Origin of the sequence: Chitinibacter fontanus, from assembly GCF_013423785.1 — a bacterium.
GTDB classification, from domain to species: Bacteria; Pseudomonadota; Gammaproteobacteria; order Burkholderiales; family Chitinibacteraceae; genus Chitinibacter; species Chitinibacter fontanus.
Map to the genome: position 1 here is coordinate 1,167,188 of NZ_CP058952.1, position 25,574 is coordinate 1,192,761.

At 49.0% G+C, this 25,574-nt stretch carries 17 protein-coding genes; 4 read left to right on the plus strand and 13 right to left on the minus strand.

The features are described from left to right. Position 1: 1 nt before the first annotated feature. The 8 genes from HZU75_RS05475 to HZU75_RS05510 all read right to left on the minus strand — a co-directional run bounded on the left by HZU75_RS05475 (position 2) and on the right by HZU75_RS05510 (position 14,793). The gene (locus tag HZU75_RS05475; protein WP_180308149.1) at positions 2–1,630 is read right to left on the minus strand and encodes a phosphoethanolamine transferase; all 1,629 of its coding nucleotides are present in this window, start codon (positions 1,628–1,630) and stop codon (positions 2–4) included. After that, complete coding sequence (locus HZU75_RS05480) at positions 1,627–2,340, minus strand: phosphatase PAP2 family protein (protein ID WP_180308150.1); 714 nt, start codon at positions 2,338–2,340, stop codon at positions 1,627–1,629. The genes HZU75_RS05475 and HZU75_RS05480 overlap by 4 nt, the downstream gene beginning before the upstream one ends. Before the next feature lie 64 nt (positions 2,341–2,404). Beyond that, the gene (locus HZU75_RS05485) at positions 2,405–3,670 is read right to left on the minus strand and encodes a sensor histidine kinase (RefSeq protein WP_180308151.1); all 1,266 of its coding nucleotides are present in this window, start codon (positions 3,668–3,670) and stop codon (positions 2,405–2,407) included. A gap of 3 nt (positions 3,671–3,673) precedes the next feature. Then, positions 3,674–4,360, minus strand: coding sequence for a response regulator transcription factor (locus HZU75_RS05490; protein ID WP_180308152.1), 687 nt, complete (start codon positions 4,358–4,360; stop codon positions 3,674–3,676). Positions 4,361–4,468: 108 nt separating this feature from the next. Then, positions 4,469–5,836, minus strand: a complete 1,368-nt coding sequence (locus tag HZU75_RS05495; RefSeq protein WP_180308153.1) for an EAL and HDOD domain-containing protein — start codon at positions 5,834–5,836, stop codon at positions 4,469–4,471. Between the two features lie 132 nt (positions 5,837–5,968). After that, positions 5,969–9,049, minus strand: a complete 3,081-nt coding sequence (locus HZU75_RS05500) for a glycosyl hydrolase family 18 protein (RefSeq protein WP_180308154.1) — start codon at positions 9,047–9,049, stop codon at positions 5,969–5,971. Between the two features lie 142 nt (positions 9,050–9,191). Beyond that, a complete protein-coding gene (locus tag HZU75_RS05505; RefSeq protein WP_180308155.1) occupies positions 9,192–11,180 on the minus strand; it encodes a glycosyl hydrolase family 18 protein in 1,989 nt (662 codons plus the stop codon). Positions 11,181–11,970: 790 nt separating this feature from the next. Continuing rightward, positions 11,971–14,793 (minus strand): chitinase C-terminal domain-containing protein, encoded by a 2,823-nt coding sequence (locus HZU75_RS05510; RefSeq protein ID WP_308419452.1) that lies wholly within the window; start codon positions 14,791–14,793, stop codon positions 11,971–11,973. Between the two features lie 722 nt (positions 14,794–15,515). Between HZU75_RS05510 and HZU75_RS05515 the strand changes: the two genes are divergently transcribed. After that, positions 15,516–16,112, plus strand: a complete 597-nt coding sequence (locus HZU75_RS05515) for a 6-pyruvoyl trahydropterin synthase family protein (protein ID WP_180308156.1) — start codon at positions 15,516–15,518, stop codon at positions 16,110–16,112. A gap of 58 nt (positions 16,113–16,170) precedes the next feature. Here the strand turns inward: HZU75_RS05515 and HZU75_RS05520 are convergent, their stop codons facing one another. The 5 genes from HZU75_RS05520 to HZU75_RS05540 all read right to left on the minus strand — a co-directional run bounded on the left by HZU75_RS05520 (position 16,171) and on the right by HZU75_RS05540 (position 21,347). Beyond that, complete coding sequence (locus tag HZU75_RS05520; protein WP_180308157.1) at positions 16,171–17,271, minus strand: VanZ family protein; 1,101 nt, start codon at positions 17,269–17,271, stop codon at positions 16,171–16,173. A gap of 51 nt (positions 17,272–17,322) precedes the next feature. After that, a complete protein-coding gene (locus HZU75_RS05525) occupies positions 17,323–18,390 on the minus strand; it encodes a polyamine ABC transporter substrate-binding protein (RefSeq protein ID WP_180308158.1) in 1,068 nt (355 codons plus the stop codon). A gap of 162 nt (positions 18,391–18,552) precedes the next feature. Next, positions 18,553–19,329 carry an ABC transporter permease gene (locus HZU75_RS05530; protein WP_180308159.1) on the minus strand — a complete coding sequence of 259 codons (777 nt, stop codon included), beginning with the start codon at positions 19,327–19,329 and terminating at the stop codon, positions 18,553–18,555. Next, a complete protein-coding gene (locus tag HZU75_RS05535; RefSeq protein WP_180308160.1) occupies positions 19,319–20,248 on the minus strand; it encodes an ABC transporter permease in 930 nt (309 codons plus the stop codon). The genes HZU75_RS05530 and HZU75_RS05535 overlap by 11 nt, the downstream gene beginning before the upstream one ends. 10 nt (positions 20,249–20,258) lie before the next feature. Further along, positions 20,259–21,347 carry an ABC transporter ATP-binding protein gene (locus tag HZU75_RS05540; protein WP_180308161.1) on the minus strand — a complete coding sequence of 363 codons (1,089 nt, stop codon included), beginning with the start codon at positions 21,345–21,347 and terminating at the stop codon, positions 20,259–20,261. Between the two features lie 240 nt (positions 21,348–21,587). Here HZU75_RS05540 and HZU75_RS05545 point away from each other — a divergent pair, with 240 nt between their 5' ends. Genes HZU75_RS05545 through HZU75_RS05555 form a run of 3 tightly spaced genes read left to right on the plus strand, consistent with a single transcriptional unit; the run spans position 21,588 to position 25,550 of the window. Then, on the plus strand, positions 21,588–22,964 hold the full coding sequence (locus HZU75_RS05545) for a cyclic di-GMP phosphodiesterase (RefSeq protein WP_180308162.1): 1,377 nt from the start codon (positions 21,588–21,590) through the stop codon (positions 22,962–22,964). Positions 22,965–22,968: 4 nt separating this feature from the next. Beyond that, positions 22,969–24,228: a putative bifunctional diguanylate cyclase/phosphodiesterase gene (locus tag HZU75_RS05550; protein ID WP_180308163.1), complete on the plus strand. Its 1,260-nt coding sequence runs from the start codon at positions 22,969–22,971 to the stop codon at positions 24,226–24,228. Then, entirely contained in the window at positions 24,225–25,550 is a 1,326-nt protein-coding gene (locus HZU75_RS05555; protein ID WP_180308164.1) for a deoxyguanosinetriphosphate triphosphohydrolase, read from the plus strand. The genes HZU75_RS05550 and HZU75_RS05555 overlap by 4 nt, the downstream gene beginning before the upstream one ends. Positions 25,551–25,574: the final 24 nt, after the last annotated feature.

The following is a 25,574-nucleotide window of genomic DNA, read 5'->3' on the forward strand; positions in this document are numbered from 1 at the left end:
CTTAAGGCTGGCGGCAGCTGGCAAATAGATCGAGCTTACTTTGATATTCTTTGGTCGATACGTCCAAGAGCCCCAGCATTGAATGAAACAAATTGTCATGCGAATATGGCTGCGCAGCTTTTTGTTTTAAACAACTAGCACTAATCCCCCGGCTTTGCTGATACTGCGGCGAAAACCACATCAGCGCCGGAATATGGGTTTGGTAATCTGGCGCAATCACATAGGGTGAGCCATGCAGGTATAGCCCACGCTCACCAATAGATTCGCCATGATCAGAGACATACACCATAGCGGTATCAACTTTATCCTGTTGACCTTGCAGTAACTGTATCAAACTAGCCAGCACATGGTCGGTGTAGACCAAGGTATTGTCATAGCTATTCATAATTTCGCCCTGACTGCATTTATCTAGTTGATTGGTTTTGCAGGCAGGCTTAAAGCGTTCAAATTGGTCTGGATAGCGTTTGAAATACGCGGGGCCATGACTGCCCATCATATGCAGAACCAGCACAGCAGATTGCTTGCCTTCCGCCAACTGAGCCAGTTGCTGCGGTATTTTTTTCAGCAGAATTTCATCCCAGCACTCACCGTCACGACATAGTGCGGGGTCGGGCTGCGCCGAGGTTTGCTCATTGGGCACGCGATCACACGTTCCTTTACAACCGGACTGGTTGTCACGCCAGTTCACCGCCAAACCTGCACGCTGCAAGATATCCAACAAGCCCTGATGGCTTTTAGCTAGTTTATCGCTGTAATCGTTGCGCTCGAACATCGAGAACATGCACGGCACAGACACAGCCGTATCGGTACCGCAGGAACGGAAATCGCTAAAATTAATCAGCTCCGGAATTTTCTTTAACTGCGGATTAGTTTCGCGCTCATAGTCATTGAGTGAAAAATTAGCAGCTCGTGCAGTCTCCCCCACCACGATCACGGTCAGTGATGGACGAGTGACCTTACCCCAACGCGCACCTTGTTTAGCATCTTCACCAATCGGCTTAACCTCGACTGGACGTAATGCCGCGCTTTTACGCAGATACGTGCTGGACGCTTGGATGTAATTACTTGGGGTTAATAAATACTTTAACTCGCGATGATTACGAAAAACCGAAGCAAAATCCTTATAAAAACCCGCCGCAATCACCCCAAGTAATAGCAGGGAGCCCGTCAAAATCAACGATTTAACTTTCAGCTCTTGCTTAAATGGTCGAAATTCAATCTTAGTGCGCCATAAAGCAATCAGCGGCAACACCCCTAGCAAAACGACATAGCTGAGCATTTTCAGCGTCAACAAATCACGGGTTTCTGCATGATTGGTTTCCGCAGCATTTTGAATCATTTCGGCGTTAATCATCACGCCGTACTGGCTCATAAAATAAACCACGAACGGCGTAATGAGCAGTAGCAAACTGATCAGTGGCTTAAATACATAGGGCAAGGCCAACAATGTCAGAATGGCATTAAAAACCAAGAATAAAAATACAAAACCAACGCCAATAAACAGCCACGCAGCCAACGAATCTGGCTGCTGCAGAGCAATAAATTTTTGCCAAAAAACCCAATTGCACGCCGATAATAAAAACAGCACGACCAGCGCGGTCAGTCGTTCACTACGCAATTGCCAACTCATGCGGGCACCTCCAGATTCTCTTTCTTCGCAGCCAGCGGTGGGAATACGATGTACAGCACGAGCAGTACCATCCAAGTCCACCACATTGTCCATAGATTGTGTGATAAGAAATGTGCCCCACGCATCATTTGCGTCCATCCCATTGCCATACCCAGCAGCACAGCAATCACTAAACTCAGGTATGCCAGCTTAGGGGCGTCATCACGCAGTGCAAAATAAAACGCAAATAAAGCAAATCCACCCGAGGCATGGCCGCCGGGAAAACAACGTCCCGGGCTAATGCCAGCTGGCAAATCCGCAAATAGTGGCAATAAAGGGGCATACCCACCAAACATTTGCAAATCCCATGGGCACGCGTGAATACTCATTTTTTTCAGCACAGAAACAACTAGCGTGGCACAAGCCATGCCCAGCAATAGCCAGCTGATTCGGCGACGATGTATTTGCAATTCTGGAGTGACGCGCGACCAAAGCAAGACGCCAATTAATGCCAGTGGAATAAACCACAGAGCGCTCCGCAAGCCGCTGTGCATCACCCCGGAGAGAAAGAAATTATTTTTCAGCGGAAAAGCATGCAAAGCGGGATCGTAGTAAAACGACGCAATCGCCACATCCCACTGTGTTTGGGGGTACCAGCCCAGCAAGATTGCAGCAAATAACAGCGTTAAACCGAAATGCGATAGATAAAAACGACGAGAGTGCGCGCGCATAAACATGCCAATCTATTTCAATGGGCTGTTAGTCTACAAGTCGCGTTGTGAGTATTCGTGAAGTTTATTGTGAGTTTTTTGTGAGCGGCCAATCATGAATCGGGATTTGAATTCGCATTTCTGTACCGACACCTGGACGACTTTGCAAGGCACATTGCCAAGCCATTGCATCACAAATCCGCTGCACAATCGCCAAGCCCAAGCCAAACCCGTCAGGCATCGTACTAGCGCGCTCAAAAGGCTCAAACAAGCGGGCAGATTCAACATCTTCAAACCCTAAGCCTGTATCGCTGATGCGCAAAACCCCATTTTGCCAGCAAATTACAATCTCGCCCGTCTGAGTGTAGCGCAGAGCATTGCCCAGTACATTATCGAGCAACATCGATAACAACTGTGGGTCGGCCGCAATTTGTACTTGTGGCGGCACAGAATTACGACGCTGAATGTGCGGTTTTTCCGCAGCAAAGTGTGCCAAAACATCGTTGATCGCTCGCGCCAAATTAACTGGGCCAATTTGCATCGCGCGCAAATCACGAGCTAAAAAAAGCAGCGCAGTCAGTCGGGCCTGCATTTCGTCGGCCGCAGCTTCAATATTGGCCACGCGCGCCAAATTGGCCTCAGATAAATCGGCCAGTTCACGCAGTAGCTCGGCACTTGTGCGGATAGTGGTGAGCGGGGTGCGTAACTCATGTCCAGCATGAGCGGTAAAATCACGTTCGCGCTGCAAAACAGCCGCCATTTGGGCGCGTGAATCACTAACGGCAGTCGCCAAAATCGCAACTTCCTGATCGCGCAACACCGCCAGATCAAGGGGTAAATTATGCTGCACCGCATGCGTTAATGCGGAAAGCTGGCGCAAGATACTACCCGAGAAAAACACCCCCATCACCAAACCCAAGGCCGTCAGCACCAGCACGGCCACCATAACGCCAAGGTAAATATCCTGCAGACGCTCCTGATGGTCATGCGTATCGTAAAGCAGATATAAACGCATACCAGCATGTTCACGCACGCCTACGTGGTACTCGTGTCCACGCTCGTAAAACTCCGCATTGCCTACCGCGAAACGGGCGATTTCAAACGGCAAAGCCTTGGGCGTTTGCCCGATTGGCGCATGATAGAAATATAAATTTTTCGGCAAAACTAATTGGCCAGTAATCGGCCAGCGCGCCTCAATTTGATTGAGCGTGCTATTAACCACTTCGTCGATTAACTCTTCTTGCCGCTCTTCAGCCGACAGCAGTAATGACACCGCCATGGCTAACAGCGAGCCAAAAATCAAGATGGCAAAAGCCAGTGAAATACGCCGACGCAAACTCATACGGGGCATTTATTACTCACCATGACTAATCAGCATATATCCACGACCGTGGATAGTTTGAATCGGGCTAGAGCCATCGGGCAGCGTAAGCGCTTTACGTAGCTGCGATAAGTGATAGCGCAACGCATCACTGCTATCTTGCTCACTCCCCCATACCGCCCGCTCTAATTGCTCCCGGCTAAACAAGGTTTGCGGCTGGGCTAGTAAAGTTTGTAGCAACAGCACGGTTTTCGGCGCCAATTTCAGCGGTTTGCCTTGCCAAAACACTTCACCGGTTCGACTTTCAAACTCGATAAGCCCAAAACGTAAACGCGCTACGGCGGCAAAACCTTTGGCACGTCGTAGCTGGGCATTAATCCGCATCTCCAGCTCTTTCAATGAAAACGGTTTGAGCATGTAATCATCGGCACCGGCGTCAAACCCTGCCTGTTTATCGTCCAGAGTATCGCGTGCAGTTAGAATAATCATCGGCAAGGTCAAACCCAGCACCTGCCGAATCTGTTGTGCCAGGTTCAATCCACCCATGCCGGGTAAACCCAAATCGAGCACAATGAGATCAAACTTGCTGTGACTTAATAAATGTAAGGCTACCGCGGGGTTGGGTGCCGCATCGGGTGTAAAGCCTTTGGCTGTGAGGTAATCGTAAATATTGGCGCTGATCTGGGGGTCATCTTCAATGATCAGGATTCTGGCACTCATGGTGGCTCCATCGTTTGGAGCAGTTTAAATGATTTCGGCCACAACGAAATACCCCAACGGGCATATAGCCACAGCCATTTAAAATAAATACCTTTAGGAATATACCCACTAGTGATGTACTTTCTCTGCCCACAATAGAGCCTCACTGCGGCAGCGTAAAATTTGCGCAGTGCTCATCCCCATTGAATCGCCCAAAGCTTGAATTAGCGTGCGGTCTTGTCGCTCCACCGCCAGAGCTAACTGCAAGTATGCAAAGTACGGGCCCGTACGTTCTAGCAATGCTAAACGCACAGGATCTGGCAAGGATAATGGTTGCAATGCTTGCGGCAAAGGCTGCTGTAGCAGAGCATCCATTAATGATAAAGCGCCGGTTAGGAATAATTGAGAAGCCTGCTCTGGGCCCAACTTCTCTTGAGCCAGATTTTCCATCAAGCGGGCGCGCAATAAAGCGGCATCCATAAAGTGCAGATCATTCACAGTATGGGTTTCTGCACTAAACAGGAGCAAACTTAACCAGCGATAAAGGCTATCGCGCCCCAGTACATTAATAATTTGCTCCGCACTACTCACCGGCTGGGATAAACCCAAAGCCGGTGAATTGACCATGCGTAATAATTTATAAAAAATCACCGGGTCGGACTTTAAAGCTTCGGCCAATGCATGCGTGCCGACTTCGCGCTGAATGCAATCGAGTAATAATAAAACCTGTGAACGTATTACCTGCGCCGAAGGCTGATTCCATTCTCCCCGCGAACTGATGAATGTCCCCTGAAAATATGCGATTCGGTCACCGTACAGGGCTGAGTGCCAAACAGATTCAAACGCCTCGCGCGAATCGATTTGGCAGGCAATCAATTGCAATTGCCAGCGCTCTGTCACCCATTGCACCACATCAGCAGAGAATGTCCATTCCTCCTGTAAATCCAGCACCACAAAGTCGAGCGCTTCTGCCAATTGACTCATGCCGGTGTTAATACACTCATGCGCCAATATGCCAAAGCGCAACCCTGCATGCTGCAAACGCCGCACTTGTTCGATAATCTCGGCCGCAACATCTTCTTCACCAAAGCGCAACACCAGTACACACTGAGCGGCGGGCAGAAATTGTAAATTGGGATCAAAAATATGGGCGGCCTCAAAATTAACCAAGGCGAAGCGGTGCCCCAGTAGGCGCGCCAGCGGCATGCCCACCAATTGGCTAACCAGAGCCTGATCGTACAAACGCCGCATTGCGTGCCCTAAGAAAATACGCCGGGTAATACTCTTTTTGAGCATAAACTCGTGGCCGACCACTTTTTCCTCGCGATTAACAATCGTTTCGCGGCACAAAATACTTTTTGCATCATGCGCGACCAGATCAAATGGCTCAAAACCCTGATCATCACGCCGCGGCGATAAGGCGTTGAGCTGGGCAAAATCGTCCAACTCGGTATTGACGCTTTTCTCGGCAAATAAACGCTGAATCAAATGACTCATACCCTGCCTCGATCAGAAGGAGGCTTAAAGTATAGTCAGCGAATCTTGGTGCAGCGCTGCCATTTATCTGCACGGCAGCAATAAAAAACTCGCCCCTTGGAGCGAGTTTGATTTGGTTTTAGCTAGCTAAAATTATTTAGCTACATTCGCCATCGCCTTCATTAAAGTAGCATTGCTATCATCACCATCGAGCGACCAACTAAACATCCCTGCCAGCCCTTTGGTTTTCACGTAATCAATCTTAGTCTGGATCACTTCTGGTGTGTCATATGACCAGAAGGTAGAACCATCAAACTTCCAAGATTGTTTGGTGACTGGATGAGTGTAGATCGTGCCAGCTGCGTTTTTGATGACTTTAAAGTCTTCAATACCATTTTCGTAAGTGCCATGCGCCGGCGTGGTTGCGCCAGAATACAAGCCGTTATTAGCACCCGGGGCAACTGAGCTCCAACCGCGCCCATAGAATGGTACGCCAACAACGATCTTATTGGCGGGGAAGCCACCGAGCTGCAGATTATTCACCGCATCGTCAATGTTGTAGTACGAAGCGACACCACGCTGACCTGTTTTTGGATCAAGGTAATTCGGGCTCTTCGGATCAACATAGAGATTAGAGTGGAAATCTGTTACTGCGGCTGGATTGGCGTGATTTTCGTACGCGGCATCCATATACGTCGTGCTGGTATATTCCCAGCCGCCATGGAAGTCATACGTCATCAGGTTGATCCAGTCGAGGTACTGGCTGTAATTACCAGGCTCGGTCATTTCGATCTTGTCTTTACCCGCTGACATTGCTGCAGTCAGGTAGTACTTCTTATTGCCATTGGCCGCGCTCAGTGCATTCAATTGATTGCGGAATTCTGCCATCAGCAAAGTGAAGTTCTGTTTATCGTCTGGCGATACGGTGTTGTACGGCTGACCGACTACGCCCGGGAATTCCCAGTCGATATCCACGCCATCAAATACGCCCGCCAGCGAGCCTGGGCCACCACGTCCGCTGTATGAAGGCAGATTGCCTTTGATGTAGATGTCCAAACACGAAGATACCAGCTGTTTACGCAAGGCATCGGTGGCTGCCGCTTTAGAGAACCACTTCGACCAAGTCCAACCGCCCAAAGAGATGAACACTTTGATGTTAGGGAATTTCGCTTTTAGATCTTTGAGCTCATGGAAGTTACCCGCCAACGGAGTTTCCCAAGTAATCACATTACTTGGATTAACTTGACGGCTAGGTGGACGACCATAGTCTGCCCAAGCATCACCACCAGTACCTGCATCCGGTGCGTTCGGATTAGTCGCGCCCTGCTCTAGCTTGTCGATCCCTGCGCCACATTCATATCCACCATTTTTCTGATAAATATTGCCAAACGCATAGTTCAGGAAAGTCATTTTGGCGGCTGAGCCATTATTTACAAAGTCAACCACTTCAAACGCACGACCGTACACGCCCCATTGTGCGAAGTATGATCCGACTTGTTTCGCAGTCGGGGCTGGCACTGGACCACCTGGAATTGTTGGCGCAGGAGTTGGTGTCACTACTGGGCCCGTGCTTGGCGTAGGCGTAACCACTGGACCGGTGCTTGGTGTCGGGGTCACTACTGGCGCTGGAGTTGGCGTTACATTCACGCCGCAGCTGCCGCCAGCTTTCCACAGCGTGGGTGTTGAAGCTGGATTCCAGTTCGCACCAACATATGCAGTGTGGGCAACCAGCGCGGTGTAGCTATTCCCTGCGTAGCTAACCACATCGCCCGCTTTATAGTTAGTACCCTCAGCCCACATGCCACAGCTATTGGGGGCCGTCGTAGGCGCAACGGTGACAACTGGCGTGGCAGTCGGTGTGGCCGTAGGCTTAGTGGTCGGTGCAGTTGTTGGCACGGCAGTCACAACAGGAGTCGCTGTTGGTGTCGCAGTCGGCGCAGCTGTCACCACCGGAGTGCTCGTTGGTTTTGGTGTAGCTGTCGGAGCACTAGTCACTACTGGCGTTGCTGTTGCTGCAGCACTCACTACTTTCCATGGCCCCCATTCTGCGGCCCCTGGGATATCGCCCTGAGTCCACCATTTGGCTTCATAAGTGACGCCGTTGTAAACCACGCGCTGGCCGCCGGTATAAGCTATCGACGAATTCCACGCGCCTGCGCCACCAGTAACTGGTGTTGCTGTCGGTTGTGGCGTCACCAGTGGCGGAGCCGTTGGATCAACAATAGGCGTTGTCGTGGGTTTTGGGGTAGGCGCCGGAGAAGTCGTCGGCGTTACGGCTCCACTCTGTGCTGCTTTAAAGATATTCCAGAAATCAAAATTCGCTTTGCTGGCGCCATTGCTGGTGTTATCACGATGGAACGACCACCATGCGATCAGGCCCAGACCTTGGGTTTTGGCGAAATTGGTCAAAATTTGCGCATCAGCCAAGCCAAACACTTCAGACTGCACATCGTTCACGCCCAACATTGGGGTTACGCCGACTTTGGCCCAAATTTGCGCATCGCTCAAGCCGGGGAATAAAGGCTTGATCTGAGCAAAGGTGCTTTGTGCGGCTTGCACGGCCAAATCGCCCATTTTCTTGCCTGATGACGCCGACGCACCGTAGTCCATCGCCATCACATTGACCATATCCACCCGCACGCCGGCGTTAATTGCCGATTTCACTGCGTTTACGCCTTCAGTAGTCAAGCCTGTTGGCATCACTGGCAAGGTGAATGACACATACAAATCAGGGTATTTGGCTTGCAGTTGCTTGATCGCTGCCGAGCGCGTGCTGTTGTACGCCGCATTGCTGAGCGAGCCGCCTTCAACGTCAAAATCCAGCGCCTTAATCCCATGCGTCTGAATCATGCCGTCAATGAGGTTGACCATCGCATCAACAGAGCAGACCGACTCAAGATAGGTGCCCGATGCACCGCCAAACGATGCGATGACCCGACCACCAGCTTGGCGGAAGGTCGCGATGTCGGACTTCATACCCCCATTAAGTATATCCGTACCAGATCCATCATTACTAATCGCGCAGCTATTACCCTTGGCAATTGTAAAAGCCAAGGTCACTGAATTAAGACCCAATTGTTGACGGGCTTGTGTTAGCGAGAGGTTATTGCCCGCATACCACATCTCATAATACGGGGCGACATCGGTTGCGGAAGCCACACCAGCAGCCAGCATTAGCGAGGCACTGAGTGCACTCAATCCGAAAGGTACATTTCGACTCATCCAAGAGTTCATTTGTCTCTACTCCATTCATTTTATTGATTTATGCAGTTAGCCTTGCGGCCCGTTTTGCACACATCAGGGCTTTTGCCCTACCCCGCCTCTAACGGGCGGGTATAAAAAAAGCCCCTCCGAAGAGGGGCTTGATTTGGAACAATTACTGAGCAACTTTGCCCATTTGTTTCATCAGTGTTGCTTGGCTGTCATCACCATCCAGAGACCAGCTGAACATACCGCCCAAGCCTTTCGCTTTAGCGTAGTCGATCTTAGTTTGGATTACTTCTGGTGTATCGTAAGACCAGAAATTAGAGCCATCAAATTTCCAAGACTGTTTAGTTACTGGGTGAACAAACACGTTACCAGCAGCATTTTTCAGCACTTTGTAGTCTTCGATACCCGCTTCGTAAGTACCACGAGCCGCTTGAGTTGCTTTTTGGTACAGACCGTTGTTCGCGTTAGTCACGCCAGTCCAACCACGGCCGTAGAACGGAATACCAACCACCAGTTTCTTCGGATTCACACCACCGTTCAACAACAGAGTCGTTGCATCATCGATGTTGTAGTAAGAAGTCAGGCTACGTTTGCTTGGATCTTTTGGATCTAGGTAATTGGCGCTGGCTGGGTCAGCATACAGATGCGACTGGAAGTCAGTAGGACCTTGTGCAGCCCAACCGCCGTTGAAGTCGTAAGTCATCATGTTGATCCAGTCGAGGTAACGGCTGTATTCACGTGGCTCAGTTTGTTCGATCTTATCTTTACCCACACCGATCGCAACAGTCAGCAGATATTTCTTCTGATTTGCGGCAGCCAACTCATCCAATTGTTTGCGGAACTCAGCCAACAACAATGTGAAGTTTTGTTTATCGGCAGTCGATACATTGTTGTATGGCTGGCCGATTACACCTGGGAATTCCCAATCGATATCAATACCGTCAAAGATATTAGCAGCAGAACCTACGCCACCACGGCCATCAACCACTGGCAAGTTACCTTTGATGTAGATGTCGATACAAGATTTAACCAGCTGTTTGCGCAGACCATCAGTTGCAGCGGCTTTAGAGAACCACTTAGACCAAGTCCAGCCACCCAGAGAGATGAACAGTTTGGTATTTGGATACTTAGCTTTGTACGCTTTCAATTCGCGGAAGTTACCAGCCAATGGGTCATCCCACTTGATGGTATCTGAAGGATCAACGCGACGTTTAGCAGTCAAGCCAAAGTCAGCCCATGCATCGCCACCAGTTCCCGCGCCGGCTGCGTTCGCATCAGTTGCACCTGGTTCCAGTTTGTTAACGATACCGCACTCGTAACCACCGTTTTTCTCGTAGATGTTACCAAACGCGTAGTTAATGAATGTCAGGTGGGCAGCAGAACCATTAGTGATAATGTCTGCAACTTGGAAGTCGCGACCATACACGCCCCACTGAGTGAAGTAAGAACCCACTTGTGCTTTAGTTGGCGCTGGTACTTCTTGGCCTGGAGCTAGAGTAGCCAATGGTGTTGGTGTTGGAGCTTGTGTTGGTGCAACAGTTGGTGCCACGGTTGGCGCAGGAGTCATACCTACTGGCGTAGCTGTTGGAGTTACTGCAGGAGTCGCAGTCACTACAGGACCACAGTCGCCTTCCAGTTTCCATGGGCCCCATTGGTCTGTCGCAGATGGTGCTTGACCTTGTGTCCACCATTTAGCTGAATATTTTTTGCCATCGTATGCAACTGTAGCGCCGCCATTGTAGGCAGTTGCTGAGTTCCATGCTGCCACATTGCCGCAACCAGTAGCTGGCGCGTTAGTCACTACAGGAGCAGCGGTAGGAGTAGCTGTCACTACTGGAGCGCTAGTTGGAGTTACTACGGGGGCAGTCGTTGGTTTTGGTGTTGCAGTGACTACAGGCGCAGTTGTTGGCGCGGTAGTTGGTGTTGCGGTACCAACTGCAGTCCACAGTGTTGGCGTTGAAGCAGGGTTCCAGTTAGCGCCTACATATGCAGTGTGTGTTACCAATGCTTTGTAGTCTTGACCAGCGTAAGACACAACAGCGCCAGCATTGTATGTAGTACCTTCTTTCCACGCATCCGCTGCGTACGAGAAGCTAGCTACGGCCATCAATGCAGCAGGGATTGCAGCTACAGCAAAACGATTAAAGTGCGACATAAGGGTCTCCATCCTCATTTATTTTGGCATCACTCGCGCAATGCAACTGGTACTAACCAGACCATCCAGCTCGTCAGTTTTATGAAAGAATAAACTGTTTTGAGCCTTCAATCTTCGCCGCTCAAACCATACTGAGCTGCGTTGGTGTCTATTTATCTCCAAAGAAAAATCCTTGTCAACACCCTTTTTTTATAAAAAAACTAGCTTGCTACAGAAAGAAATACAGCAAGGTAAAAATACTACTAACTACATTATTTTTGCAATATTGCATCGCACAACAAATACAGAATAAAACTAAAATTTCCTCATTTTTGCTTCAATTAAACAATATTGCAACGCAACATTAGAAAATGTTCATGTAGGTTTTTTAAATTAGTTATGTAGTTAACGCCATTAAAACTACATACTTTTTTTACTTTTTTGCCCTGCACTATGGCGTACATCACACTAAACGCCGCGCCAGATGCTTTCAAAAAAATTACTTAATAAAACACAAAAAGTCAGCTTGGTAAACTTACCTTCCAGTCCTGCATATATTCGAAATCAATTATATTCGTCAGAAAGTGGTATTAGCCAATGCCACATAAAGATTCCACCCCGCACCACTGAAATGAGTCTGATTAGAACTAGCACTCCTTCAACGCAATCACACAGTCAATTGCTATCAATCTTGGCAGCCTGCTGAACCCATTTTGCTGATTCTGATCTGTAGACAGCCTGCAGCATGGCTTAGCAAATAAAAAAGGCGCGTCCGAAGACGCGCCCTGTGGAACTACACAGCTAGTTCAGATTACTGCAATTTTGCCGCTGGTAATTGTGGGTACTCAGCTTTGATCGCGTAGTTTTTGCCACCGATCGTAATCACAAAGTTGCTTGGTGTTGTGATTGGCAATGAGTAGTTCAACACGATGTCCATACTTGCGCCTGGAGCCAGTGATTGCCATGTTGGCAAGCTAAACTCAGCAGTGTGGAAGTCGCCTTTGAAGCCACCAATGTTATTACCAGTGTGCTCAGAAGCTACCACTTTCAGACCAGCACCCGATTGGTCAGACATTGTGCCTGGTGCAGCTACAGAGTACTGGAATTGAACTTTAGTACCACCAGCAATCGTCGAAGATGATTTATTAGTAATCTTCAGTGTTGGGTTCAGTGGATAGTTCTGATCACCCAGCTTGAAGTTCGTCATATCAAATACAAGGTCAACAGTCTCAGCTGGCATTGCTTTCTTCGCACGCAGATTGCCCATTGGGGTAGCTGCTTTGAAGTTAGATGCAAACAGTTTAGTTAGCGTTGTACCTGGTACATATTCGCCTTTCGCTGCATTCCAGTCGTAGTCACCAGCCAACTCCCAGAACATTGCACCACCTACACCATTAGACATAATCCATTCAGCTTTTTTCTGGATAGATTGTTCATCTTCAGTCGAGATAAATACTTTCTTCTGAGCATTCCACAACCATGGAGCTACCAGAGTTGCATCGTAGTTACGCGTGTAAGTACCAACCAAATCTGCAGCAGACAAACCAAACTGGCCTAGGTAAGAACCGGCAATACCTTTTTCCAAGTTTTTAGCGTGCCACATTGGGTTAGAGCCGGCGCCCATTTCTTTACCGTTCTGATCCAGATCGTGCCAGATATTATCAATACCAACCGCACCCAGACCACACTCTGTCAGGCCAGGACCGCAATTAGTTGATTTAGGCGAAGTACCCCATAGACCATTATTACCACCAGTCACATCTTTATGACCGCGGGTATAGTAAGGAACACCTGCATTGATACGACCCGCTGGCAATGCACCGCGGAAGTAGCGGAATGCCCAATCGGTATTCAGGTAACCAATGCCGCCGTATTGAGCTGTGGTGTAAACAGACCATTTAGCCAATTCAGCATCTTTACCATCATCGAACAACGCTGCATTTGGACCAACAAACTCATTCCATGCACCGTGCAAGTCGTAAGTCATCATGTTCACGTAATCAAGGTATTTAACACCTTGGAACGATTCCATACCGCGCAACAGGTAAGCGGAAGATGGAGACGCAATTGTCAACATGTAGTATTTGCCGTCTTGTACTGCTGCTGCATCCAGTTTGTTACGCAATACGCGCAGCAATTCGCGGTATGAAGCTTGCAGACCTTTCAGGCGCGGTGACGATACAGACCAATCCAATGGGTTACCAGCTTTATCCATTGTAGTTGGGTATTCGTAATCCAAATCCGCGCCGTCAAAGCCATATGTACGCAGGAATGTCACAACCGAATCAGCAAATGCGTTGATACCAGCAGTGTTGATTGAGCCGTCCGCATTCGTGGTCATGGTGTAGTAGCCACCAGAAGCTACGCGGCTACCATCAGCAGCGAAGTAGCCACCAGTTTCAGCCCAACCACCAATCGACACCAGCGTTTTCACGCCTGGGTGTTGTTTCTTGAATTTGTTCAGTTGGTTGAAATGACCTTTGTATGGCAGTGTTGGATCCATTTCAGCGCCAGCGATTGCTGGTTTGCCATCAGAGCCATCCCAAACCATGCCAGTAGATTCATTGCCTGGTGCAGATGCATTTACTGAAACCTGGTTGTTGCTATCAATATGCGCGAATGCATAGTTGATGTGAGTCAGGCTATCCCACGGGATATCTTTAGCGAGGTAAGAAGGCAAGCCGTTCTTACCAGTACGCCAGTTGGTGAAGTAACCGATGATACGGCGGTTCAAACCATTAGCGAGTTTTTCACGGCCAGTTGTGTCGTACACATTGCAATATGGCACGTTTGCAACTTCAGATACCAAGCCATCAGGGCGACATGCTTCATTAGAACCAACAACTGGTGTTGGAGTTGGCGTAACCACTGGAGTTGCGGTTGGAACTGGCGTAGCTGTCACAACTGGCGTTGCAGTTGGTGTCACTACTGGAGTTGCAGTCGGTTTAGCGGTTGGAGTAGCTGTTGGGCCAACTGGCGTTGCAGTTGGTGTAGCAGTTACAACTGGAGTTGCAGTTGGTTTAGCTGTTGGTGTTGCGGTAACTACTGGCGTTGCAGTCGGCGCAGCCGTTACAACTGGAGTTGCCGTAGGAGCTGGGGTTGCAGTTGCTGTTGAACCACCGCACTCGCCTTCATACTTCCATGGGCCCCACTGATCAGCAGTTGATGGCACGTTGTTTTGTGTCCACCATTTAGCTGAGAATTTTTGACCTTTATAAGCAACAACTTTACCTGCGCCATATGCAGTTGCCGAATCCCAGGCAGCTACATTATCACAGCCGCCGGCTGGGGCTACAGGTGTAGCTGTTGGAGCAGTCGTTGGGGCCGCAGTTGGAGTTACAACTGGTGTGGTAGCTACTGGAGTGGCTGTTGGAGCAGTTGTCGCTGCAGGTGTAGCAGTTGGCGTAGAGCCAGCAGCTACCAATTTCCATAATGTTGGAGTTGTATCTGGCGTCCAGCCTGCACCCACATAAGCGGTGTGGGTAACCAGAGCAGAATAATCACTACCTTTATAACTAACAACAGTGCCAGCACTGTAAGTTGAGCCTTCTTGCCATGCTGGTGCAGCAAATACGTATGCCGCAAACATTGCTGCAGGCAAAGCTGCAAGTGCGAGACGATTAATACGGGACATTGAAGTCTCCTCCGTTTTATAAATGGCATTGGCGTTAGTAGTAAAGTGGTCTTGACTGCTAATCGCCTGCTTGTCACCCTTTTGTAAGTTTAGGGTGATTATTTACGCTAGACCTGTTTGCAATAACTCAAACTAGTGCCAGTAAAAACGATTAACCTCCAAGCCGATTTTCTTGTCAACACCCTATGATCAAGCTGTGAAATGCCACACGTACCAACTTTATTCTTCACTACAAAAAACTACATAACATCCCTAACACCAAATATTGCGTCGCAGCAATTTTGTTTTAACAATATGTATATATTATGTTTTTTTGCAGCATTTTTTGATCGCACCACATCATTAGTGATTTCTAATGTAGCAAAATGCATTTTTTGTGAGTAGTTTCAAGTGAAATTATTTTTAAGTTTTTTGTGACACTACACAGCTTGCTAAACAAGGCCATACAGTTGAGATCGATTGAAAACACAATTTCTTTCCAATATCTTTCACTTTTGCTTTCTCGATGTTTTCAGCAAAAATCTTCGTGCTCTGTCAGGATAGTGGTATTAGCAAATGCCTATAAAGTCATTTATTCATAGCGCGTTTTGGTCTGGTCAACACAACGAGGTTTGTTTCCTTTTGCGGTTATTGCCATAACTGCGCATTGAACAAGGGAAAACTCAACTTGCCCGATTAAGCACCATCTGATAAAACCATGACTCAAATCTGGAATGACAAAGATGCTGATTCGTAAACTATTTAAATTTGAAAATGCGCACATTGTGCGTAATTGTTCTTCAGAGCGCTGCCGGACTTCCATTCATGGCCACAGCTATAAAGTAGAAGTGCTACTGGAGGCGCATGCACTGGATCATGGGCAGATGGTTTACGATTTCGGACTGATGAAAGGCACGATTCGTGATGTGATCGACGCCTTTGATCATGCGGTCTGCTTTTGGGATAAGGATGATGCCGAGTACATCCGCCTATGCCAGCAGTTCTCAGCACGCTGGATTTCAATGCCGGTGTCACCCTCTGCAGAGCAATTTGCACGGCTGTTTTTCGTGATTATCGACCGGATTCTGGCGCAAACCATTATGAGCAATGGCGAAGCAGATGTGCGCTTGCATTCAATTATTGCCCACGAAACCGACACGGGCTATGCGCAGGCCTTCCGAGAGGATGCCTACAACCCGCGCATGGGCGACATTAAACTGGAAGACATCGTTTTCTCGGCCCAATGCCAACAAGAATGGCACGACCCCGAGATGTACACCAAATTACTGCAACAAACACCGTTTAATAATCCGGCTGTCCCATTGCAAGTTAAAGCATAATTAAATGGGTATATAGCTCTAGACCATAACTATAGAGGCCATGAGCCATATACCCTAACTAATCAGTTGTTACTCGCCCTAGCAGATACCACAGCAATAACAATATCGCGCCAAATGGCCAGATATCACCGACAATTTGTGCCAAACCGCTAAAGTGTAATAAATGGCCATACTGCCATTTAAACAGCGGTAAAGTTGCTACCAGTTGCGGACTCAGCGGCCAAACTAGGCTGATGACCGTAGCCAGACTTAAGCAAACCACCCCTAGAAATGCGCGGTAGCGTCGCTGCAATTTCCATGAAATAGCCAGTAGCAGAGCCCCGCACAAGCCCCCCAGTACTATATTGAGGTTTAGCCAGGCAAAGAATTGCTCAGGTTTAAGCAACATCCCCGCAAAGGTCATTTTAAGTAGCAGCGCAAGACTCAGAACCAAAGCAATAGCACGTGGAATGTCCCGGCCATAGGCTAGCAAGACAGATACAAACAAACCCACCCCAGCCAAATTAAGCATCATCCCACTCGATTCGAGTACACGTAGAAATAACCCCGCATCGGCAATCGGTGTCACAAAGGGCTGAGGCAGACCACGTGCCTCAACCACCACCCCTAAAAATGGTTGGGTGGGGTCCAGCTGCGCCACAAACCACAAGACCAACCACACCAAGCCCCACTCCATCATGCGGCCCGGTGCCAGCAGCTCATGCCGGAAAATAAACCAGCGCTGCATCCAGCGTCGGCTTCGCAAGACTAAACCAATCATGACCCCAATCGCGCCACCGGTGGTGTTGCTTAAGATATCTACGTTGGATGCGATGCGCCCTGGTAAGAATTGCTGGGTAAATTCAATCGAGCTAGAGATAAGCGCACAGCCAATCACTGCGAAAATTGCTGCCAACCAGCGATTGCGGAACATCAAAACCAAGCCAAGACCGAGTGGAATATAGGCCAGTACATTGACCGCGTTATCAAACACCGTCATGTAATACGGAAATGGATAGCTAAAGAAAGCAAAGACCGGCTCGCCAGTAAAACGCCAATTAGAGAAGGGGAACAGGCTAACGATCAGCACCAGCAACAAGGATACCGCAAAGAAAAAGGGAGATATCCGGGTGGGCTCTGCTTGGCGTGCTAAATAGCGAATTGGCGGAAGGCGCGGCATAGAGGCTCAGTAAAAAAAACGGGGGCATCTGCCCCCGCTTTACCGATCAGATTATTTAGCTGTTTTTACTTGAGTCCACATACGACCCAAATCGCGCAAGGCTTTACCTTCTAAGGCATTCAACTGCTGCAATTTTTTCATATTGTCAGCACTTGGAAATACCGCACTAATCGATTTTACTTCAGGCTTTACAAATTGTGCTGCCGAACTATTTGGGTTACCCGAACCGATCAAATTGGTGAGCTGCGCAGAATTCTTACCATCAAGCATGAAGTTGATAAATTTGATTGCCAAATCAGGACGTGGCGCAGACTTCAGCACCATCATATTATCCACCGATAAAGTGTTGCCTTCTTTTTGCAGACTGTAAGCCACACCAAATGGGCGTTTTGCGGCTTTAGCATCCGTATTGGCTTGGAACATATCGTTCGAATAGCCGTGTGCCACCCAGATATTACCGAGGGTCAGCTCTTTGATGTAGCTCTGGCCATTGAATGCGGCCCAGAATGGTTTCGCTTTAATGATGGTTTCTTGCGCTTTTTTCAGCTCTTCGGGCTTGGTTGAGTTGGCAGAAAAACCGTTATACATCAAGGCGGCCGCAAAAACCTCACGGCTGTCGTCCAATACCGTTACTTTACCTTTGATTTTAGCCAGTACCGCGGGATCGAAAATAATCGACCAAGAGCCTGGGTCAATACCTAGCTCTTTGATTTTTTTGTCATTGTAGCCAACCAAAGTGGTGGTGAAGGCATACGGCAGAGAATACTGATTACCTTTATCAAACGCGGCATCCAAAAATGCTGGATTCAGATTCTTGGCATTTGGCAGCTTGCTTTTATCCAGTGGCTGAACCAAATTTTGCTTCACGAGCGGTGGAATCGCAAAACCAGTCGGGATTACCACATCATAACCCTTGGCACCGGCCGACAACTTAGCCAGCATTTCTTCCATTGCACCGTAATAATCTTGCACCACTTTACATTTGCAGCTGGCTTCAAAATTTTTAACGGTTTCTGGCGTAATGTAGTTGTTCCAGTTATACAAATGCAGCACATCTTCTGCTTGAGCGCTCTGCACCGCGCCAGTTGCCAACATTAAGGCCAATAGAATCTTTTTCATTTTGTCACCATCAAAAATATGAAGTCGGAAAAAAGGGCACGCTGAGTGCGCTGATTATGCCACGAATTTCGCGCCACTCATTTTCCAGCATCCCTGATTGCGCATTTTTTCAACACGCGCTAAATGCCAAGCGTAACGGAGGCCACGCTAGGGCTTTAACACTTATTCTGCGCGCAAGGCACTCGGAGCCAGCTTGCTCGCAAGTAGAATTAAACACAGGGTGAGCAGCATCAACAGAGTAGAAATCGCATTTACTTCTGGCGTTACGGCAATGCGGATCATCGAGTAAATCTGCAGCGGTAAGGTAGAAGCTCCGGCACCAGCGGTAAAGAAGGTAATTACGAAGTCATCAATAGACAGCGTAAACGCCATTAAAGCGCCCGCAATAATACCGGGCATGATCAATGGCATCGTCACCAGACGAAATGCTTGCACCGGTGTTGCGCCCAAATCTCGCGCGGCTTCCACCAAGGACTCATCCATACCCTGCAAGCGCGAACGGACCACAATCGCCACAAAACCAATACAAAACGCAATGTGAGCCAAAGTGACGGAAACCAGGCCGAGGGTCATATTGAGCATCACGAAGAAGATCAATAGTGAAACGCCCATCAAAATTTCCGGGATCGCTATCGGTGTGAGTACCAGCAGCGGCAACAAGCGCAGCTTGTATTTATACATAGCCAAACCTGCTAAGGTACCAAACACAGTGGCGCAGATGCTGGTGATTAGACCAATCAGCAAAGAATTGCGTGCCGCGGTGAGCATTTGTGCATCATGGAATAGGATTTCATACCATTTGAAGGTAAACCCCACCCATTCCGCATTTAATTTTGAATCATTGAATGAATACACCACCACAATAATCAGCGGCAGATATAAAAATGCGTACGCAAATAGGGCCGCGGCCCACAGCCATTTCGATTGCTTAGAGTGCATTACGCTTCCCTCCGCGGCCAATCAAAGCAGCCAACCCCGCCAAACCCAATACAGCTAGCGTCAGCATAATTGATAGCACCGAACCAAATGGCCAATCTCGGCTATCCAAGAATTGCTGCTTAATCAAATTACCAATCATGATTCCATCAGTTCCGCCAATCAGATCTGGCACTGCAAACATCCCCAAGGCCGGAATGAACACCAAGGCTGCACCTGCCCATACCCCCGGGAGGGATAGCGGCCAAGTCACCTTCCAGAAACGCTGCCAAGCAGATGCCCCTAGATCTTGTGCTGCATCGAGTAATGCCAGATCGTGTTTTTCCAAATTGGCATACAAGGGCAAGACCATAAATGGTAAATGCACATACACCAGCACGATAATCACGGCAAAGTGACTAAACATCAGCTGCACCGGGCCAATACCAATCAGCCCCAATACTTGGTTGATTGCCATGGTGAAATAGCCTTGGGGCCCCAGAATAATCATCCATGCGTACACACGGATCAGAAAATTACTCCAGAACGGCAAAATCACCAGCAAAATCATCAAATCGCGGTATTTTTTGGGGCTACGGGCAATAAGCCAGGCCAAAGGGTATGCAAGTAGTAAACACACTAAAGTGGTAATACCGGCATACCAAAATGATTTAACAAAGAGCTCAACATAAATCGAGTCTTCAAAAAACCGGCCAAAGTTTTCAAATGTCAGGTAATCACGCCAATTACTGGCATTAACCAAAATCTCATTCGCGCCCGTTTCTGGATTCGGCCCTATCAATGGCAGCAAACCACCGTAATCCCCAGGAAAACGGAAGGCAGCAAAGGCCATAATCAGCGAGGGGATCGCAAAAAAGATCAACAAATACAATAATGGAGGCCCTGAGATCAGCCACTTATTGAGTCGATTTGACTTCGCCATGCTCTACGCCTCACGCCAAAATGAAATGGCCAGCGTCAAAACGCCATGCCAGTTCAACGAGGTCATTATCATCAAAAAACTTGGCTCGCCCTGGCGCCGAGTTTGGCAACATGGTTTCCACCAGCATCCCGTTATCCAGCTCAACGATATAAATCGTCACATCACCCAGATAGAGGCAATCGTGCACCTTGCCTTTGAAATGCACTTCATCTGCATCACCGCTGGGCAACGTGGCACCCAGTTTGATTTTTTCCGGCCGCAAAGTCAGGCAACCTGATTGTCCCACTTGTGCGCCAGCCACTGGCAAGGTTTCCGCGACACCAACGCCGGCAATCTCGACTTGCATGCGGTCAGTACCGATGGATTTAATCGTGGCATCGAGCAAATTACACTGGCCGATAAAGTCAGCAACAAAGCGGCTTTTCGGGTAGCTATAGATCGTCTCAGGCGCATCAAGCTGCGCCACTTCGCCTTTATTCATTACGGCGATGCGATGCGAGAGTGCCAGCGCTTCACCTTGGTCGTGCGTGACATACACAAAGGTAATGCCGACTTCTTTTTGCAGATTAATCAGCTCGATCTGCATCTCTTCGCGCAACTTGGCATCCAGCGCCGACAACGGCTCGTCGAGCAACAGCAAGCGCGGACGATTAACCAGCGCACGGGCAATCGCTACCCGCTGACGTTGGCCACCGGACAACTCGTTCGGGAAGCGAGTCGCAAATTGGCTCAGACGCACGTCTTCCAACACCTCGGTGACGCGTTGTTTAATTTCCTCGGCGCCTACATTGGCCATTTTCAAGGGAAAGGCAATATTCTGCGCAACCGTCATATGCGGAAATAGCGCGTAATTTTGAAACACGGTATGCACTGGACGTTTTTCCGGCGGAACCCCTGCCACATTCACGCCATCGAGCACAATCTCACCCGAATCAGGCTGTTCAAACCCCGCCAACATCCTGAGCAATGTGGTTTTACCGCAACCGGATGGCCCCAATAGCGTAAAAAACTCACCCGCCTCTACCGAGAGGCTAACGTGGTTAACCGCTGTAAAATCACCAAAGCGTTTTACAACATCCCGAATCTCAAGCAGCGCCATGATTATCCTCACGAAAAAGCCGCGCCATTTTATCAAACTCATCTGCTACGGGGGGGAAAAATCGCCGCTAATGCACGCTATTCGTCAGTTTCCTAGGATTTAATCAAATAAAAATTTGATTTGCGCCACGCCGATGTCAGCAGAACCTAGCCTAAAATGGCGAATCAGTTACAATTGGCTCGTACACCCTTGGTGTTAGCTTCGATCACAGCATAACCAACACGGCAGATAGAATTCCCCTTGGAAACTCGCATCCACGTTCTTGATCTCCAAAAAGGCTTGTTTGTTGCTGAGCTTGACCGCCCTTGGCTAGACACGCCATTTTTAATGCAAGGCTTTTTGCTGGAGACCCCACAGCAACTAGAACAACTGCGTGAACATTGTGAATATGTAACCGTTGATTTAGCTCGCTCAACCGGGGGTATTGTTCGCTGGGCCAATCTCGCTGCTGGTTTAAAGCCTATACATAGCGAATTTAATTCACCCAACATCAGCGCACTCATTCGCAGCCCAGTCGAAGAGAAAGAACGCCAAGAGCGAATCAGCGTACTGCGCGAGCTACGGCGACTTTTCTCTGGCTTGTTTAAACGTAATGAACAGGATGGCAATCCTTCTCCAGGCCTCAGCCAGCGCCACGAAGCGCCAATTGTGCTCTATGACCGGGAAGAGAAAGTTGAGCTTGAGCTCCCCAAAGCACAAGCAGTTCACCGTGCCTCGCGGGAATTTATGCAAAGCCTGCTTGAGGCAGTACGCTGCGATCTGCAACCCAAAATCGAGGACGCCAATCTGGTCGTCAATGATTTGGTCGATTCGATTGTGCGCAATCCCAACGCCCTACTGCTGCTCACCCAACTAAAAGATCGCGATCAATATAGCTATTCACATGCAATTGATACGGCCGTTTACCTGCTCGCATTTGGCCGCCATCTGGGCTATCCGATTGAAGAATTAAAAAAACTAGGCTTAGCGGGCTTGATGCTCGATATTGGCAAGGTCAAGCTGCCAACCGAACTACTCAACCGTACCGGGCGTTATACCCAAGCAGAATTCATGCTGATGAAAACGCATGTAACGCACAGTCTGGATATCCTAGGGCAAATGGATGGGGTACCGCTGGATGTGGTCGATATGGTGGCGCGACATCATGAGCGTTACGATGGCAGCGGCTACCCTAACGGCTTAAAAGCCGAAGAAATCGGCATGTTTGCTAGCATGGCTGGCATTGTCGATTGCTTTACCGCGCTCACCAGCGAGCGCAATTATTCCGACGCCAAGCCCGCCCATGAAGCATTGCAATTGCTCTACAAATGGAGCGAAAAATACTTCCACCCGGCCCTGATTGAGCAATTTGCCCAGTGCGTTGGTATTTTCCACGTCGGTACCTTAGTTGAGCTATCCACCGGTGAAGTCGGGATTGTCATTGGTCAAAATCGGGTACGGCGCTTGAAGCCCAAATTGATGATTATTCTGGGTAGCGATAAACAGCCGTATGCCAAACCACATACGCTTGATTTGATTACCAACCCTACCGCACCAAACGGGCTACCGATCTCACTCCGGCGCGAGTTATCGCGCGGTGCCTACAATATTGATCCACGCGAGTATTTCCTGGAGTAGCGATATGCCGCAGCGCCCTATCGACAGTATTTCATCTGCCATCACGCCGCGGCATTTACTGGATGAATCCATCACTCAGGGCATTGAGCTATCAGGCACACACAGAAAAAGTGCCGTCATTTACCTAGAATTACGGCATTTACATCCGGGGCACTATCGCGACCGGCTGATTGAGCTGATGGTTAGCCGTCTCAAAACTGTCCTGCGCAATGGTGATCTGCTGTTTCAATTGGATTCTCACTCGGTCGTGCTGCTGTTGAATCAGCTCAGTGGGCTCAGTCACGCCACCCTAGCCGCACATCGTGCACAGCAAGTTTTGCAAGAAGCCAGTGCAGATGGGCAGAAACTCTACCCACAAATCGGCATTGCAATCGCCCCCGATCATGGCGTGGATAGCGAAGCATTGATCGATGCCGCCAAACTAGCGGCTCATCAGTTTGCCCAAGAGCATATTGGAATTTACGACCCGGAACGCGACTGGCTAGGTCAACAATTGCTGCGGCTGGAAATTCCCTTGCGCGAAGCGTTGCACCAAAATGCCTTTCATTTAGCATTCCAGCCTCAAGTAGATCAGCAAACCACGCTCACCACAGGGCTGGAAGTTTTGCTCCGCTGGGACAACCCGATCTTGGGCAGTATTTCGCCTTACGAAATCATCAGCGTCACCGAGCATCTAGGGCTGATGGATAGACTGACACAGTGGATTATTCAAACCGCCTTGCGCAATTTTGCTCAACTTAGGCAGGCTGGTTTTCAAGGCAGTTTAAGCATTAATTTGGCGCCCAATAATCTGCGCGACCCACATTTGGCAGGGTTCATTTCTAACGCGCTGGCGGTCTGGAGCATTCCCGCCGAGAAAGTTATTTTTGAAATTACCGAATCGGCGGTAATCGAAGAGTTTGAAATGGCGCTCAAACAGCTACAGCAAATCAAAGAGATGGGCTCGCGCTTGGCACTGGATGATTTTGGTACCGGCTATTCGTCACTGGCTTATTTAAAACGCCTCCCCATCGACGAGTTGAAAATCGATCGCAGTTTTATTATGAATCTAGCCACCGATGCCGATGATCGAGCGATTGTGCAAAGCATTATCGAATTGGCTCATCGCCTACAGCTCAATGTTGTTGCAGAAGGCGTAGAAACCGCCGCGGAAAAAGAAGTGCTGCAACATTTTGGCTGCAACGCAATCCAAGGTTTTTACTACAGCAAGCCGCTGATCCTGAGCGAGATTCAATCCTACCTGCAACAGCGAGCGCCCCAATGAGCATGCAATGGCAACAACTACTGAGCGCGCAACGACTTGGCGTAGATGACACGGGCAGCAGCGACACCGAAGCCGGGCGCAGCAATTACCATAAAGACCACGACCGGATCGTATTCTGTTCTCCATTTCGTCGCATGGGGCGTAAAACGCAAGTTCACCCAATGACCGAAAATGACCACGTTCATACCCGGCTAACGCACAGTATTGAAGTCGCCTGTGTAGGCCGCAGCTTGGGGGTATTGATTGGTGAACGCTTGCAAGGCGAATTACCCGCGCATATCACGCCTTATGATCTGGGTGGCATCGTGCAGGCGGCTTGCCTCGCTCACGATATTGGCAACCCGCCATTCGGCCATGCTGGCGAATATGCTATTCGCGATTGGTTCCGTCGCCCCGAGCATGCCTACCTAATGCAAAACCTCAGCGCACAAGAGCGGCGCGATCTAATGACTTACGAAGGCAATGCGCAGGGGTTTCGCATTATTACACAGCTGGAAAATCATCGTTTTGAAGGCGGGCTGCGTTTAACTTATGCCACGCTGGGCGCCACACTCAAATACCCTTGGACCAGTGAACATGCGGGTGGCAAGGGTAAATTCAGTTGCTACGAATCCGAGCGCAGTATTTTGCAGCACGTCGCGCAGACCTTAGGGCTGCCAGAAATCAGCGCTGGCAAATGGGCGCGCCACCCATTGTCATACCTGATGGAAGCTGCGGATGATATTTGTTACGCCATTTTGGATTTGGAAGATGGCATTGAAATTGGCATGCTGCCTTATGAAACGGTAGAGCCATTGTTAATGAAAATTTGTGGTGGCGAACGCAGTTTACTAGAGCTGGAAGTAGCAGCAGCGCCATCGACCCGGCGCAAAATATCGCTACTGCGTGGCAAAGCGATTGACCGCTGTATTCGTGAAGTAGCCAATACATTTATGGCAAATTATCAGCGCCTGATGGAGGGCAGCTATCAGGGAGATTTACTCAATGATTGCCCCTACACCATGCGGCAAGGCATTAATGAAGCAAAGCAACTGGCGCGGGATCGTATTTTCAATGAGCGGCGCAAAATTGAAATTGAAGTGGGCTCATTTACCTGCCTTGATATTTTGCTCGATGCCTTCTGCAAAGCTTCGTATGAGCTCAAAGTCAGCTCCCATATGCCTTTTCGCATGAAACGGGTGCTAGACCTAATGGAATACAACGCGCCGCGTAAAGACTGGCCACTGTACGAAACATATCGCCGCGTGCTGGATTTTATCGGTGGCATGACCGATAACTATGCCACTTACCTAGCACAACAAGTTGGCGGCATGGGCAGGTAAGCCGGGTATATCAACCCAGCCAAT

What these genes read in the sequence shown, in the direction of transcription:
- HZU75_RS05475 (WP_180308149.1), bottom strand. Translation starts at nt 1,630, where the DNA reads ATGAGTTGGCAATTGCGTAGTGAACGACTGACCGCGCTGGTCGTGCTG.
- HZU75_RS05480 (WP_180308150.1), bottom strand. Translation starts at nt 2,340, where the DNA reads ATGCGCGCGCACTCTCGTCGTTTTTATCTATCGCATTTCGGTTTAACG.
- HZU75_RS05485 (WP_180308151.1), bottom strand. Translation starts at nt 3,670, where the DNA reads ATGCCCCGTATGAGTTTGCGTCGGCGTATTTCACTGGCTTTTGCCATC.
- HZU75_RS05490 (WP_180308152.1), bottom strand. Translation starts at nt 4,360, where the DNA reads ATGAGTGCCAGAATCCTGATCATTGAAGATGACCCCCAGATCAGCGCC.
- HZU75_RS05495 (WP_180308153.1), bottom strand. Translation starts at nt 5,836, where the DNA reads ATGAGTCATTTGATTCAGCGTTTATTTGCCGAGAAAAGCGTCAATACC.
- HZU75_RS05500 (WP_180308154.1), bottom strand. Translation starts at nt 9,049, where the DNA reads ATGAACTCTTGGATGAGTCGAAATGTACCTTTCGGATTGAGTGCACTC.
- HZU75_RS05505 (WP_180308155.1), bottom strand. Translation starts at nt 11,180, where the DNA reads ATGTCGCACTTTAATCGTTTTGCTGTAGCTGCAATCCCTGCTGCATTG.
- HZU75_RS05510 (WP_308419452.1), bottom strand. Translation starts at nt 14,793, where the DNA reads ATGTCCCGTATTAATCGTCTCGCACTTGCAGCTTTGCCTGCAGCAATG.
- HZU75_RS05515 (WP_180308156.1), top strand. Translation starts at nt 15,516, where the DNA reads ATGCTGATTCGTAAACTATTTAAATTTGAAAATGCGCACATTGTGCGT.
- HZU75_RS05520 (WP_180308157.1), bottom strand. Translation starts at nt 17,271, where the DNA reads ATGCCGCGCCTTCCGCCAATTCGCTATTTAGCACGCCAAGCAGAGCCC.
- HZU75_RS05525 (WP_180308158.1), bottom strand. Translation starts at nt 18,390, where the DNA reads ATGAAAAAGATTCTATTGGCCTTAATGTTGGCAACTGGCGCGGTGCAG.
- HZU75_RS05530 (WP_180308159.1), bottom strand. Translation starts at nt 19,329, where the DNA reads ATGCACTCTAAGCAATCGAAATGGCTGTGGGCCGCGGCCCTATTTGCG.
- HZU75_RS05535 (WP_180308160.1), bottom strand. Translation starts at nt 20,248, where the DNA reads ATGGCGAAGTCAAATCGACTCAATAAGTGGCTGATCTCAGGGCCTCCA.
- HZU75_RS05540 (WP_180308161.1), bottom strand. Translation starts at nt 21,347, where the DNA reads ATGGCGCTGCTTGAGATTCGGGATGTTGTAAAACGCTTTGGTGATTTT.
- HZU75_RS05550 (WP_180308163.1), top strand. Translation starts at nt 22,969, where the DNA reads ATGCCGCAGCGCCCTATCGACAGTATTTCATCTGCCATCACGCCGCGG.
- HZU75_RS05555 (WP_180308164.1), top strand. Translation starts at nt 24,225, where the DNA reads ATGAGCATGCAATGGCAACAACTACTGAGCGCGCAACGACTTGGCGTA.